At 60.8% G+C, this 13,893-nt stretch carries 16 protein-coding genes; 5 read left to right on the forward strand and 11 right to left on the reverse strand.

The window, feature by feature from the left end:
* Positions 1–30: 30 nt before the first annotated feature.
* Positions 31–1,161, forward strand: a complete 1,131-nt coding sequence (locus A7317_RS18130) for an MFS transporter (protein ID WP_069076512.1) — start codon at positions 31–33, stop codon at positions 1,159–1,161.
* Between the two features lie 27 nt (positions 1,162–1,188).
* Here A7317_RS18130 and A7317_RS18135 read toward each other — a convergent pair whose 3' ends face one another.
* Complete coding sequence (locus A7317_RS18135) at positions 1,189–1,710, reverse strand: DUF3087 domain-containing protein (protein WP_069076513.1); 522 nt, start codon at positions 1,708–1,710, stop codon at positions 1,189–1,191.
* Between the two features lie 126 nt (positions 1,711–1,836).
* Between A7317_RS18135 and A7317_RS18140 the strand changes: the two genes are divergently transcribed.
* On the forward strand, positions 1,837–2,016 hold the full coding sequence (locus A7317_RS18140; RefSeq protein ID WP_024076189.1) for a hypothetical protein: 180 nt from the start codon (positions 1,837–1,839) through the stop codon (positions 2,014–2,016).
* Positions 2,017–2,028: 12 nt separating this feature from the next.
* Positions 2,029–2,229 carry a DUF6021 family protein gene (locus A7317_RS18145; protein WP_024076188.1) on the forward strand — a complete coding sequence of 67 codons (201 nt, stop codon included), beginning with the start codon at positions 2,029–2,031 and terminating at the stop codon, positions 2,227–2,229.
* 31 nt (positions 2,230–2,260) lie between these two features.
* On the opposite strand, the gene A7317_RS18150 is transcribed toward A7317_RS18145, so the two are convergent.
* On the reverse strand, positions 2,261–2,497 hold the full coding sequence (locus tag A7317_RS18150; RefSeq protein ID WP_024076187.1) for a DUF6555 family protein: 237 nt from the start codon (positions 2,495–2,497) through the stop codon (positions 2,261–2,263).
* Between the two features lie 121 nt (positions 2,498–2,618).
* Here A7317_RS18150 and A7317_RS18155 point away from each other — a divergent pair, with 121 nt between their 5' ends.
* Positions 2,619–3,443, forward strand: coding sequence for an arylamine N-acetyltransferase family protein (locus tag A7317_RS18155; RefSeq protein WP_024076186.1), 825 nt, complete (start codon positions 2,619–2,621; stop codon positions 3,441–3,443).
* 81 nt (positions 3,444–3,524) lie between these two features.
* Here the strand turns inward: A7317_RS18155 and A7317_RS18160 are convergent, their stop codons facing one another.
* Genes A7317_RS18160 through A7317_RS18170 form a run of 3 tightly spaced genes read right to left on the reverse strand, consistent with a single transcriptional unit; the run spans position 3,525 to position 6,310 of the window.
* Entirely contained in the window at positions 3,525–4,526 is a 1,002-nt protein-coding gene (locus tag A7317_RS18160; protein WP_069076514.1) for an NAD(P)H-quinone oxidoreductase, read from the reverse strand.
* A 2-nt stretch (positions 4,527–4,528) separates the two neighbouring features.
* Positions 4,529–4,861 (reverse strand): carboxymuconolactone decarboxylase family protein, encoded by a 333-nt coding sequence (locus A7317_RS18165; protein WP_024076184.1) that lies wholly within the window; start codon positions 4,859–4,861, stop codon positions 4,529–4,531.
* Positions 4,862–4,873: 12 nt separating this feature from the next.
* Entirely contained in the window at positions 4,874–6,310 is a 1,437-nt protein-coding gene (locus A7317_RS18170) for an NAD-dependent succinate-semialdehyde dehydrogenase (protein WP_069076515.1), read from the reverse strand.
* Between the two features lie 310 nt (positions 6,311–6,620).
* Here A7317_RS18170 and A7317_RS18175 point away from each other — a divergent pair, with 310 nt between their 5' ends.
* Positions 6,621–7,547, forward strand: a complete 927-nt coding sequence (locus A7317_RS18175; protein ID WP_069076516.1) for a LysR family transcriptional regulator — start codon at positions 6,621–6,623, stop codon at positions 7,545–7,547.
* Between the two features lie 80 nt (positions 7,548–7,627).
* On the opposite strand, the gene nuoN is transcribed toward A7317_RS18175, so the two are convergent.
* From nuoN to nuoI, 6 genes are read right to left on the reverse strand one after another with little or no spacing between them, the layout of a single operon-like run.
* On the reverse strand, positions 7,628–9,091 hold the full coding sequence (gene nuoN, locus A7317_RS18180; protein ID WP_024076181.1) for an NADH-quinone oxidoreductase subunit NuoN: 1,464 nt from the start codon (positions 9,089–9,091) through the stop codon (positions 7,628–7,630).
* A gap of 7 nt (positions 9,092–9,098) precedes the next feature.
* Entirely contained in the window at positions 9,099–10,631 is a 1,533-nt protein-coding gene (gene nuoM, locus A7317_RS18185; RefSeq protein ID WP_024076180.1) for an NADH-quinone oxidoreductase subunit M, read from the reverse strand.
* Between the two features lie 39 nt (positions 10,632–10,670).
* Entirely contained in the window at positions 10,671–12,524 is a 1,854-nt protein-coding gene (gene nuoL / locus A7317_RS18190; RefSeq protein WP_024076179.1) for an NADH-quinone oxidoreductase subunit L, read from the reverse strand.
* On the reverse strand, positions 12,521–12,829 hold the full coding sequence (gene nuoK, locus A7317_RS18195) for an NADH-quinone oxidoreductase subunit NuoK (RefSeq protein WP_003174727.1): 309 nt from the start codon (positions 12,827–12,829) through the stop codon (positions 12,521–12,523). The genes nuoL and nuoK overlap by 4 nt, the downstream gene beginning before the upstream one ends.
* A gap of 2 nt (positions 12,830–12,831) precedes the next feature.
* On the reverse strand, positions 12,832–13,335 hold the full coding sequence (gene nuoJ / locus A7317_RS18200; protein ID WP_003174726.1) for an NADH-quinone oxidoreductase subunit J: 504 nt from the start codon (positions 13,333–13,335) through the stop codon (positions 12,832–12,834).
* Between the two features lie 9 nt (positions 13,336–13,344).
* Entirely contained in the window at positions 13,345–13,893 is a 549-nt protein-coding gene (nuoI, locus tag A7317_RS18205; RefSeq protein ID WP_003174725.1) for an NADH-quinone oxidoreductase subunit NuoI, read from the reverse strand.

A 13,893-nucleotide genomic window follows, 5' to 3' on the forward strand; every position in this document is an offset into this window, starting at 1 on the left:
GACCTGAATATTTCGGGATGTTTCAGATTTATGTCCAGCCTGGCCCTCCGCACCGCTGATACTCACTCCCGTCGCGCCGCGCTGACCCTTGCCTTATGCCTGCCCAGTGATGTGTTGCTCTACCTGCTGCTGCCGATGGAGTACCAGGCGTTCGGCATCACTTTGGCCCAGACCGGGGTGTTGTTGGCCGCCAACCGCCTGGTACGGATTTTCGGTTACCGGCATGTATTGAATTTTTACGCGCGCCACGGCGACCGCTTGACCTGCATGATCGCGGCGGGGGCCGCGACATTGTGCGCCGTGGGCAATTCGATGCTGTCGGGGTTTGCCGCCCTGCTGGGCTTGCGCCTGGTCTGGGGCTTGTGTTTTGCCGCGTTGAACCTGTCCACCCAGGTGCTGGCCACCTCGGAGCCTGCGGGCGCCGCGCGCCGGGCCGGGCGATCGCGGGCGTTGATTGCGCTTGGGCCGATGCTGGCCTTGCCCCTGGGTGGGTTGCTGACGTTGTGGGCCGGGCCGCGTCCGATTTTCCTGATTCTTGCCGGCTGCTGCCTGGTTGGGCTGTGGATGGCGCGCGGTTTGCCCGGCACCGGGCACGACTTGCACAGCACCCCGGGGCGCCGTTTCAAATGGCCCGACAGTGTGGCGCTCTGGTCGTTTATCGAAGGCGTGGCGCTGGATGGCTTGTTTATCTTCGGTCTGTCGATTCAGGCGCAGAAGATCATGGGCGGTGACGCGGTGCTGATCGCCGGGGGCTTGATGGCCCTGCGTTACCTGTCGGAATTGCTCCTCAGCCCCTTGGGGGGGCGCGCGGCACAACGCTTCGGCGCCACCGCCATGTTGTTGCTGTTTTCGTTCTTGAGTGCACTGGCCCTGGCTGCGTTTGGCAGCTATTGGGTGATCATCGGCGCGGCGGCCGTGCTGGTGCTGCGCGCCTTGCAACTGCCCCTGGTGACTACCCTGGTGGCCGAGCGCAACCCCGGCGCCATGCGGGTGTCGGCATTGGCGTCGAACGCAGTGTGGCGCGATATCGGCGCCGGCCTCGGGCCGCTGCTGGCAGGCCTGTTGCTGCCGGTGGCGTCGGCGCCCTGGGTGTTTGGCCTGGCGGGCGCGGCGATTGCGGTAAGTGCGCTGTTCTGCTGGCGCGCCAAGCGTTCCAGCTGATGGGGCAGGGCGCGTGTATCCGCAGGCTCAAGCGGTTTTGATACTGTCCAGCCAGGCGGGGTTGAAGCGGGTTTGCTCGGTGTCGAGCCCCAGCGCCTGCATCTTGGCCTTATGCGCCTCGATCTCGCCAACCAACTGCGCCTGGGCGCTGGAATTGGCGTCCAGCTCGTGCATTTGCGTCAGCCCCAGGTGGTAGAAGCGCAGCACCTTGAGCGCGGTCGGGTCGTTGGCCTGCACCCGTTCGGTCACGGTGTGCATCACATTGGTCACGCGCATCAACTGGCGCTTGAGCTGCCAGCCATACACGGCGGGCGCCAGCCATGGCTGGTGCCACAACGGGCCGCGCACCAGGGCAACAGTGATCAACACGCCGGCAAATACACCACCGACGTTGAAGCGAAAGTTATCACCACCAGGCTCGCCGAACAGCATCACGGCCAGGCTCGACAGCAGCATCGCCAGGGCCACGAAAAGCACGGCCACGATCAGCGTGCTGCGACGGGTCTGACGGCGGTAGGTGACGGGGTCGCAGGGTTTGAGCTCGAACATCCGGGGCAGGTCTCCAGAAGGAATGTGCCGGCATCTTCTCATGCCTGGGGCAATCAAGTTGAACGATGGTTTGCGGTACTTCCTCTAAAACGATGCAGGCCACTAACCCCCGTGAGGTGAAGCATCATGCCCGAATACAAGCAGCCGCCGCCCGGCACTCCCGACCCCGACCGCACACCCGGTGAAGAAGAGCGCGATAACGATGCATTGCGCCCCAATGATCCGAAGGAGCGTGACGAACACGATGAGGTAGAGCGCGTCGAGCAAGACCTGGAAACCCTCCACGACAAAGCCCGCCCGCTTTAACAGGAGACAGTCATGAATAAACCCTCGGATGGCCCACACTCCAACGAACATGCCAGCGGCCAGGATGAGCTGGGCTTCGACCCGGACTCGCCGGATGTGGCAGACCCGCAGGTCGACCCGGTAGGTCCGGCCATCGCCCCGCTGGATAGGAAAGGTAAGGACGAGGCGAAAAAAAAGCCGCCCTACGATCCGTTGGGCGACTTGAAACACTAATACGGGCCCCGCCATTGAGCGGGGCTTTGCTTTATTTGGGCGGTGTCCAACTGACGTCGGTGATGCCGTATTTCTCTGCCCAGGGCCGCGTGGTTTTTTTCACCTGCTCGTGACCTACCCGGCCGATACGACTGACATGGGCGATGTCGGCGTCGACGGCTGCCCAGTGCCAGGCTTCGGCGTTGTTCATGATTTCTGCGCGCACCACAAAAGATTTCGGCTGGCCGTGCAGTTGGTAGTGGATGGTGTAGATTTTTGCGGTACTCATGTTGCCTCCCTGTCTTGTTCATAGATGGAGAGGAAAGCGTCCAAAAAGGTTCACTCAAAATGACAAGGTGCATGCCAGGACGGCATAGTGAGGCCTTTGCACCGTGCCCAAGGATCGCGCCATGCTCCAGCTGACCCATAGCCGTTTGTACCTGCAACACCTCGGTTACGATGCGCCGCCCCCGCCTACGTTGCAGACCCTGCGGGATTTGCAGCTGCGTCATGTCTGCCGCTTTGCCTTTGAAAGCCTGTCGACCCTGATGAAGCTGCCGGTACCGATCGACCTGCCCAGCGTCGAGCAAAAAGTGTTGTTCGAGGGGCGCGGTGGTTATTGCTACGAGTTGAACCAGATGTTTCTCGCGTTGCTGCAGGAACTGGGTTTCGACGCGCGTGGGATCACCGGCAGGGTGGTGATGGGCGGGCCACCCGATGCACGCACCGCGCGGACCCATCGCCTGAGCCTGGTGACCCTGGACGGCGTGCGCTATATGACCGATGTCGGCTTTGGCGGCATGGTGCCCAGCAGCCCGTTGCTGCTGGACACCGAAGCGGTGCAGGCGACCGCCCATGAACCCTATCGCCTGACCTTCAACGACGGCAGCTACACCCTGTGGGCCCTGGTCGCCGGGGAGTGGCGCGGCTTGTATGTGTTCGACCTGCAAGTGCAGGCGGACATCGATTATGAAATCGGCAATTGGTACGTCTCCACCCACCCAGGTTCGCCGTTTCTCGGCCAGTTGAAAGTGGCACTGCTGGCGCCCGGTCGACGCCACACCTTGAACAATGCTGACTATGCGATTCACACCCTGGATCGCCCCAGCGAAAAACACCGGATAGACAGTGCCGACGAATTGTCGAGGGTGCTGCACGATACCTTCGGTATTCGCCTGCCAACGCATCCGCAACTTCGCGAAGCGCTGGAGGGCTTAATCCTGGGGCGTCCGTAAGCGCGCGACGAACCGGAAATCAACGAGCTTGACGGGAAACTCACCAGCAACGTTTTTTAGGGTGGCAACCTGCTGCCGGGCTTAAACCAAGTCAGCCGGTTGCATCGTCAGAATGATTTTTCCAACATTCTCGGATGATTCCATTCGGCGATGGGCATCGGCCGCACGAGACAGCGGGAACGTGCTGTCAACGACCGGCTCCAGACTTCCGGCGCCCTCGAAGCGATCAAGCCAATGCTCGCGGAAGCGCTTGATCATGTCGTGCTTCTCTGGCTGTGTACGGGACTTCATGACCGTACCGATGATTTGCAAGTGACGGTAAAGGATGTGCTCCAGTTCTACGCTTACCTTATCGCCTCCGCCCAGGATACCGACCTGTACCAGCCGGCCTCCATGGGCAAGGGAAGCGATGTTGCGTGCGAAGTAGGGCTCGCCCACGAAATCAATGACGACATCAACCCCTCGACCATGGGTTTTATCGGCGATGACTTGGGCAAAATCCTGCGTCTTGTAGTCAATGGCCGTATCGGCTCCCAAATGTTCGACACGCGCCAGCTTGCTGCCGTCGGTTGTCGCATACACCGTGGCCCCGGTGGCGTATGCCAGTTGCACGGCGGCAGATCCCACACCACCCGCAGCGGCATGGATCAATACCGAATCGCCGGACTTGAGCCGAGCCAGGTGCATCATTGCTTCATGGGCGGTGACGAAGACCTCGGGAATAGCGGCTGCGTGCACATAGTCCAACTGCGCAGGAATAGGCATGGCCATGCGATAGTCGATGCGTGCAAGCTCGGCGTAGGCCCCACCGCCGACAACGCCCATCACTCGATCTCCGATCTCAAAATCCTTGACCTCATCACCTTTGCCAATCACCTCGCCAGCGATCTCCAGACCGATGATCGGTGAGTCACCGAAATTTGGATGGCCGTAGCCACCTGTTCGATGGGTCAGATCCGCACGGTTCACACCCGCCGCATAGACCCGTACCAGCAAGTCAGTCGGGCGGACTTCAGGGGTGGGAGCGTCTGCCAGTTCAAGTACGTCCGCCGCGCCGAAGGCGCTAATGCTGATGGCTTTCATGGTCAGTTTTTCTCCGATTCGGTAAACGTGGCATTGGCGATAGCGGAGGCGGTGATGGCGCCTGGAAAGCCTACGTAGAACGCCAGGTGAGTGATCGCGGCGGCGATTTCGTCATGGGTCACCCCGTTGCTGACTGCCCGTCGCAAGTGCGCGGGCAACTCTTCAGAGTGACCGCCGGCAATCAATGCCGCCACGGTGATCAGGCTTCGGTCGCGCGGGGACAATGCCGGGTCGCTCCAGATCTGCGGATACAGCGTTGAATCGACGAATTGCGACAGCTTGGGTGTAAACGCCCGGGCCGCTTCACGAGGGCTGCTGAAATTGAGCGTGGACATGATGAGGTCTCCTTAAGCCTGGCTGATGAATTTGTGGGTGAGGTAGTGCTCGATGCCTTCAATGCCGCCTTCCGAACCGTGGCCGCTTTCTTTCATGCCGCCGAAGGGAAGTTCCGTGGCGACGATGCGGTATTGGTTGATGCCGATCATTCCGGCCTCCAACCCGTCAGCGACGTCAATGGCTGTTCGAGCGCTGGACGTGAACGCGTAGGCTGACAGCCCGTAGGGCAGTCGATTTGCCTCCTTCAAACCATCCGCCAAGTGATCGAATGGCATCAGTACGGCGATAGGCCCAAAGGGTTCTTCATGCATGACTCGGGCGCTCATAGGCACATCCGCCAACACGGTGGGCTCAAAAAAGTAGCCGCTGCATTCCAGGCGTTTACCACCGGCCAACACGCGTGCACCTTTGGCGACGGCATCAGCCACCAACGCTTCCATCTTGGCCAACTGCCTTGGATTGGCGAGCGGTCCAACCTGGGTACCAGGCAGCAGGCCATCGCCAATGTTCAACGCGAGGGTGGCCGTCACAAAGTGATCGACAAAGGTTTCGTAGACGTCACGCTGAATCAGAAACCGCGTTGATGAGATGCAGACTTGGCCAGTCCCGCGGAACCGATTGGCAACGCCTTCGACGGCGGCTTTTTCGACGTCGGCGTCATCGAATACCAGCACTGGCCCGTGCCCTCCCAATTCCAGGGTGATGGGCTTGACGCCTTCTGCCGCGCGGGCTGATAGCAGCCGCCCGATGGGAACCGAACCCGTAAAGGTCACCTTTCGAATGATGGAGGAGGCGATCAGGTGGCTGGAAACCTGATCCGGTACACCAAAGACCACCTGCAACACGCCTTTAGGCAAGCCTGCATCGTCGAGTGCACGCGCCAGGGCCAGCGCCGTGGAGGGGCTTTCTTCCCCTGGCTTGAGGATGACACTGCAACCTGCGGCCAAGGCTGCCGAGAGCTTGCGCGCGGGCGTAATGGCTGGGAAATTCCAGGGCGTGAACGCAGCGACAGGACCGATCGCTTGGCGTTTTACCAGTTGCAGCACACCGGGACGATTGGCCGGCACTACGCGCCCATCGATGCGGCGTGCGCTTTCGGCAAACCACTCGAAGTATTCAGCCGCACGCGTGACCTCATCCAGGCTTTCTGCAAGCGGCTTGCCCTCTTCAAGGGTCATTTGCTCGGCAATGTGGGGGGCGCGCTCCAGGATGAGATCGGCAGCACGTTTGAGAATTTTTGCGCGCTTGTCAGGTACGGTCTGGCGCCATTGCTCAAAGCTCAGTTGCGCCACTTCGAGGGCGTGATTGAGGTCGTCGGTGGTGGCGAGTGGAACGCGCCCGATCTCATGTGCGGTTGCGGGGTTGACGACAGCAGCGGTTGCGCGTCCTTCGGCACTGATCCATTCACCACCGATAAAGAGATAAAGCGGGTCGTAAGACGTGTTCATGGGGTTGCCCTTCGGTTGGATTATCAAACGTTCATACAGCTCGGCGCCTGGGGTGCCGCGGCAGGGCTTGTTCAGGCGCCCTGTGCAACCCAGTCTATGGACTGGGAACCGTTTGATTTAGCCGGCCAGGAGGGAATCATTGTTGTGTCTGGAGGGAATATCGAGCACAGGCAGGAGCGTGTAGCATCTGCACTGCCGCACGCGTCATGCGGCGATGACTGTCCGGATCGAAGTTCAAGACGTTAGTGTTTTTTGGTGGCGTACTTCTGCAGTGAAGAACGTTGGGAATTGGATCGACAGGTAGATCTGGATGGATAAGCTTACGAACATGTCGGTGTACGTCAAAGTGGTTGAGATGGGCAGTTTTACTGCTGTGGCTAACCATCTTGACTCTACGGTCGGCAATGTCTCGCGTGCGGTTTCCGCGCTGGAAAACGTGCTCGACACCCGCCTGTTGCAGCGCTCGACCCGCCGTCTTTCGGTGACGGACGCTGGCCGGCGCTTTTATGAGCGTTGTACCAAGATTCTGGCGGACCTTGAAAACGCAGAAGCCGAGGCGAGTAATGCCGCGCTGAAACCCAGGGGGACATTGCGTGTGCATTGTGTGCCGGGGCTGGCGCGGCAGTTGGTCACCTCGGCCGTGCTGGAGTACCGCCGGGAATTCCCCGAAGTCACCGTGGACTTATTGCTTTCTCAGCGAATGCCTAACCTTTTGGAAGACCAATTGGACGTGTCTATTCTGATCGCCCGCACGCTGCCGGATTCAGCGTATGTCAGCCAAAAAATCGGTGTTAGCCATTGTGTGCTGGTTGCGTCTCCAGCCTATCTGGAACGACACCCAGCCCCTGTGACGCCGGAAGATCTCAATGATCATCAGTGCTTGCTGTTGGGCACCGTCGATTATGTGCGGGATGAGTGGCAATTGAAGAGCAAGGCCGGGGATGCCACGTTCGCCCCCCAGGGCCCGAGTTTCAGCGTCAATGATATGGACGCAATGGCGTCCGCCATTCGAGAGGGCGCAGGCATAGGTTTGCTGGCCGGCTTTTCAGCTATCGAGGACCTGCGTTCAGGCAGGCTCGTGCGTGTTCTGCCTGAGTATCACACCTACGAGCGCAATGTTTACGCCGTCTACACATCACGGCAGTTCATCGATGCAAAAATTACCCGCTTCATCGAGACGTTAAAAAATCGGGTCGGCACTGAGCTGATGATGACCGCTCAGGAACTCATTGTTTGAACGAAGCCTGGAACCATTCCCCAGCATGCAAAACGGCGCCCGAAGGCGCCGTTTCTGTTTACTGACATCCCGCTAGGCAATCAAACGCCCAGCACCGCGTGCTGCACAAGGGTGAGCAACGGTTGTGGGTACACGCCCAGGAAGAAGGCGAGCAGGGCGATGGCCAGCAGCATCACGCCACCGGCTTTCTGTTCCCAGTGCAGCTCGGCGTCAACACGGCGCAGGTTTGGCTCGATCAGGTACAGGGTGACCATCACGCGCAGGTAGTAGAACACGCCGATGGCACTGCCCAGTACCAGGGATGCAACCAACCACCACTCGTGGGCTTCGACACCGGTAGCGACGATGTAGAACTTGCCGATGAAGCCCGCGGTCAGCGGGATACCGGCCAGGGAGAGCATCATCACGGTCAGCACGGCGGTCAGGTACGGACGGCGCCAGAACAGGCCGCGGTATTCGTACAGGGCGTCGGCGTCACGGCCTTTGTAAGGCGAGGACATCAGGGTGATCACGCCGAACGCGCCGAGGCTGGTGATCACGTAGGTGACCAGGTACACGCCGATCGCTTCCACGGCCAGGCCTTTGCTCGCCACCAGGGCGATCAGCAGGTAGCCGAAGTGGGCGATGGACGAGTAACCCAGCAGACGCTTGAGGTTGTTCTGGGTCAGTGCCAGCAGGTTACCGAACAGGATCGACGCAATGGCGATCACGGTCAGCACGTTGCTCAGCACGCCGGTGTTGGCGGCAGGAGAGATCTGGAACAGACGCACCATCACCGCAAACACGGCAACCTTCGACGCGGTGGCCAGGAACGCGGCGACCGGCGCCGGGGCGCCTTCGTACACGTCCGGGGTCCACAAGTGGAACGGCACCAGCGACAGCTTGAACGCCAGGCCGATCAGCATCATCGCCAGGCCCAGTTGGGCAATCGGCGCGGGGCTGTTGGTGGCGGCCAGGGCGTGACCGATACCGGTGAAGCTCAGGCTGCCGGCTTCGGCGTAGAGCAGGGCCATGCCGAACAACAGGAACGCGGAACCGGCGGCCGACAGCACCATGTACTTGATGCCGGCTTCCAGGGAGCGCTTGTTGAAGAAGGCGTAGGCCACCAGGCCGTAGGTCGGGATCGACAGCAGTTCCAGGCCGATGAACAAGCCGGCCAGGTGCTGCGCGCTGACCAGCACGATGCCGCCGGCCGCAGCCAGCAGGATCAGCAGGTACAGCTCTTCGCGGTTGCCCGGGTAGCCCGTGCCGCCTTCGCCGAGGTAGGCGTGGGCGAGGGTGACGCAGGCCAGGGTCGCCACGAGGATCAGCGCGATATACAGCAACGCGAAGTCATCGATCATCATCAGCGGGGTGACCGCCAGTGGTGCGACCTTGAGTGCCGGGATAATCGACAGCAGGGCCAGGTTCAAGCCCGCGCAGGACAGCAGGAACGTTTGCGAGTGATTGCGGCGCCAGGCGATCGCCAGCATCACCACCACGATGGTGAGGCTGGTGATCAGCAGCGGCGCAAGCGCGATAAAGTGTTGGATCGTGAATTCCATAGCGCTCTTACCGGGCCGAAGCGAGTTGAGAGAAGGCGGTGCCGAACCACTGCTGCACGCCATGCATCGTTGCGGCAGAAGTGTCCAGGAACGGTTGCGGGTAAACGCCGATGTAGATCAGCAAGACCGCAAGACCGAGCACCATGATCAGTTCGCGAGCATCCATCCCGTGCAGCACGGTGTCGGACTTGGCCGGACCGAAGTACGCGCGGTGGATCATGATCAGCGAGTAGACCGAACCGAACACCAGGCCGGAGGTGGCGATGGCGCTGATCCATGGCGTGTGTACGAACGAACCCATCAGGATCAGGAACTCGCCGATGAAGTTGCCGGTACCCGGCAAGCCCAGGGACGCGGCGGCGAAGAACAGGCTGATCGCCGGCAGGTAGGCAATGCGCGACCACACGCCACCCATCTCACGCATGTCACGGGTATGCAGGCGCTCGTACAGCTGGCCACTGAGGATAAACAGCGCGGCAGCCGAGACACCGTGAGCGAGCATCTGGATCACCGCGCCTTGCAACGCCAGCTGGCTACCGGAGTAGATGCCGATCAGCACGAAACCCATATGGGAAACAGACGAGAAGGCGATCAGACGCTTGATGTCGGTTTGCGCAAAGGCCAGGAACGCACCGTAGAAGATCCCGATCAGACCCAGGGTCATGGCGATCGGCGCGAACTCGGCCGAGGCATTCGGGAACAGCGGCAGGGCGAAACGCAGCAGGCCATACGCAGCGGTCTTCAGCAGGATACCGGCCAAGTCCACGGAACCCGCGGTCGGCGCCTGGGCGTGGGCGTCAGGCAGCCAGGAGTGGAACGGCACCACCGGCAGCTTCACCGCGAAGGCGATGAAGAAGCCCAGCATCAGGATGTACTCGGTGGTCAGGGACATCTTGGTTTTCAACAGGTCGGCGTAGTTGAAGGTAATCACGCCCGTGCTGTTGAAGTTGACCAGTACCAGGCCAAGGATCGCCACCAACATGATCAGGCCGGAAGCCTGGGTGAAGATGAAGAACTTGGTCGCCGCGTAGATCCGGGTTTTCTTGCCGTCCGAAGAACTGTGACCCCAGAGCGCGATGAGGAAGTACATCGGCACCAGCATCATTTCCCAGAAGAAGAAGAACATGAACAGGTCGAGGGCGAGGAACACGCCGACAACGCCGCCCAGGATCCACATCAGGTTCAGGTGGAAGAAGCCCACGTGACGCTGGATCTCTTTCCAGGAGCAGAGTACCGAGAGGATACCCAGCAGGCCGGTCAGCAGGATCATCAACAGCGACAGGCCGTCGAGGGCCAGGTGCACGTTGATGCCGAAGCGTTGGATCCACACGTGCTTGAATTCAAGCGCGAACGTCGGATCGACACCCGGTGCCGGAGCAAATGAATAGTCGCCATGGGCCCACAGCCAGAGGCCGAGAGCGAGTTCCAGGGACATGGTCAGCAACGCAATCCAGCGGGGGAGGGTGGCGCTGAAGCGTTCACCCATCCAGCAGAGCAGGCCGCCGATAAAGGGGATCAGGATTAGCCAGGGCAGAATCATGACGGGCTCGTTTCCTTTCGCAAGTTCGCAAAGTTCATATCAGACCGCTACCACAACGATGGCGCCGATCACCAGCACGGCACCGGCCGCCATGGAAGCTGCATACCAACGCAGTTGGCCCGTCTCGGTACGGCTCAGGGCGGTGTGACCGCCTTTGGCAGCGCGCGGGATCAAACCGATGGTCTGGTCCAGCGGGTCTTTACGCAGTACATGACTGATGGCCAGGTATGGCTTGACGAACAGTTTGTCGTAGATCCAGTCGAAGCCCCAGGCAGCGAACCACCAGGCCGAGAGGAAACGGCCGATGCCACTGTTGGCCACGGCGGTCACGAAGCGACGCTTGCCGAGGAACAGCAGGGCCGCCAGCAGGATACCGGCGATGGCAATGGCGCCCGAGGCGATTTCCAGGCTGTGCTTGGCGGCGCCACCGGCATGGCCGGCGCTTTCCGGCAGTACACCGGCCAGTGGCGGGGTGATCAGGGCGCCGATGAAGGTCGACAGGATGATCAGCACCGACAGTGGCAACCAGTGGGAGATGCCATGGCCTGCGTGGGCTTCGGTCTTGGCTTCACCGTGGAAGGTGATGAAGATCAGGCGGAAGGTGTACAGCGAGGTCATGAATGCACCGACCAGGCCTGCATACAGCAGGTTCTGGTTACCGCTGGCAAAGGCTTCCCAGAGGATTTCGTCCTTGGAGTAGAAACCGGCGGTCACCAACGGCAAGGCGGCCAACGCGGCACCACCGACGATGAAGCTGGCGTAGGCCAGTGGCAGTTTCTTCCACAGGCCGCCCATCTTGAAGATGTTCTGCTCGTGGTGGCAGGCAACGATCACCGCACCGGAGGCAAGGAACAACAGGGCCTTGAAGAAGGCGTGGGTCATCAGGTGGAAGATCGCCGCGTCCCAGGCGCCAACGCCCAGGGCCAGGAACATGTAGCCGATCTGGCTCATGGTCGAGTAGGCGAGGATACGCTTGATGTCGGTCTGCACCAGCGCGGCGAAGCCGGCCAGTACCAGGGTCACGCCGCCGACCACGCCCACCAGGTGCAGGATGTCCGGCGCCAGGGTGAACAGGCCGTGGGTACGGGCGATCAGGTAGACACCGGCGGTCACCATGGTCGCGGCGTGGATCAGTGCCGAGACCGGTGTAGGGCCGGCCATCGCATCCGCCAGCCAGGTTTGCAGCGGCAGCTGTGCGGATTTACCCACGGCGCCGCCCAGCAGCATCAGGGTCGCCAGGGTGATCCAGAAGTCACCGACCTGGAATTTCTGCGGTGCCAGCACCAGCAGTTCCTGGATGTTCAGCGTGCCCACTTGTTGGAACAGGATGAACAGGCCGATGGCCATGAACACGTCGCCGATGCGGGTGACGATAAAGGCCTTGAGTGCCGCGTTACCGTTGTTGCGGTTGCTGTAGTAGAAACCGATCAACAGGTACGAGCACAGGCCCACGCCTTCCCAGCCGAAGTACAGGAACAACAGGTTATCGCCGAGCACCAGGAACAGCATGCTGGCGATAAACAGGTTGGTGTACGAGAAGAAGCGCGAGTAGCCCGCTTCACCGCGCATGTACCAGGATGCGAACAGGTGGATCAGGAAGCCCACGCCCACCACCACGCCTAGCATGGTGATCGACAGGCCGTCGACGTAGAGGGCGAAGTTGGGCTTGAAGCCCTCCACCGACATCCATTGCCACAGCACCAGGGTGTAGTGACCGCCTTCGGGTGGCGCGACGTTGAATTGCCAGATGACGTAGGCGGCGACGATCGCCGACAGGCCAATGGAACCCACGCCGATCAGGGCAGAAAGGTTTTCCGACCAGCGTCCACGGGAGAACGACAGCAGCAGGAAACCGATCAGGGGAAATACGAAAGTCAGAAAGATCATGTTCATCCGCGCATCTCACTGGCAGCGTCGATATCAAGCGTGTGGAAGCGACGATACAGTTGCAGCAGGATCGCCAGGCCAATACTGGCCTCGGCGGCTGCCAGGCTGATCACCAGGATGAACATGACTTGTCCATCCGGCTGGCCCCAACGTGCACCCGCCACGATGAACGCCAGTGCCGCAGCGTTCATCATGATTTCCAGGCTCATCAACACGAACAAAATGTTACGGCGGACCATCAGGCCGACCAGGCCAAGGCAGAACAGGATGCCGGCGACCGCCAGACCATGCTCCAAAGGGATAGCAGGCATCGTCATTGCTCCTTGGCTTCGTTGCGGCCCAAGTGGAAGGCGGTGATGGCTGCGGCGAGCAGCAGCATCGAAGCCAGTTCGACCACCAGCAGGTACGGGCCGAACAGGCTGATGCCCACGGCTTTCGCATCCACGGTGGTGTGGCCGATGGCCTGGCCGCTCTGGTGAGCGAACAGCACATACAGCAGTTCACCCAGCAGCAGGGCTGCGAGGACGACCGGGCCGAGCCAGATGCCGGGCTTGAGCCAGACGCGCTCCTGGGCGACCGAAGCCGGCCCGAGGTTGAGCATCATCACCACAAACACGAACAGCACCATGATGGCGCCGGCGTAGGCGATCACTTCCAGGACACCGGCGAACGGTGCGCCGAGGCTGAAGAAGGTCATGGCCACGGCGATCAGCGAAATGATCAGATAGAGCAGGGCGTGCACGGGGTTGGTGTTGGTGATCACGCGAAGCGTGGACACAACCGCGATACCCGATGCGAAATAGAAAGCGAATTCCATCTTTCTTCCTTAAGGCAGCAAGCTCTTCACGTTGATCGGCTCGGCTTCGTTTTGTGCGGCGCCCTTCGGCTTACCGGCAACGGCCATACCTGCAACACGATAGAAGTTGTAATCAGGGTTTTTACCGGGACCAGAGATCAGCAGATCTTCTTTCTCGTACACCAGGTCCTGACGTTTGAACTCGGCCATCTCGAAATCCGGTGTGAGCTGGATCGCGGTGGTCGGGCAAGCTTCCTCGCACAGGCCGCAGAAAATGCAGCGCGAGAAGTTGATGCGGAAGAAGTCCGGGTACCAGCGACCGTCTTCGGTTTCAGCTTTCTGCAGGGAGATGCAACCCACCGGGCACGCCACGGCGCACAGGTTGCAGGCTACGCAACGCTCTTCGCCATCGGGGTCGCGGGTCAGCACGATGCGGCCGCGATAGCGCGGCGGCAGGTACACCGCTTCTTCCGGGTATTGCAGGGTGTCGCGTTTGCGGAAGCCGTGACCGAACACCATCACCAGGCTTCGCAACTGGGTACCGGTACCCTTAACGATGTCGCCAATATATTTGAACAT

The organism is Pseudomonas fluorescens (assembly GCF_001708445.1).
GTDB classification, from domain to species: Bacteria; Pseudomonadota; Gammaproteobacteria; order Pseudomonadales; family Pseudomonadaceae; genus Aquipseudomonas; species Aquipseudomonas gorinensis.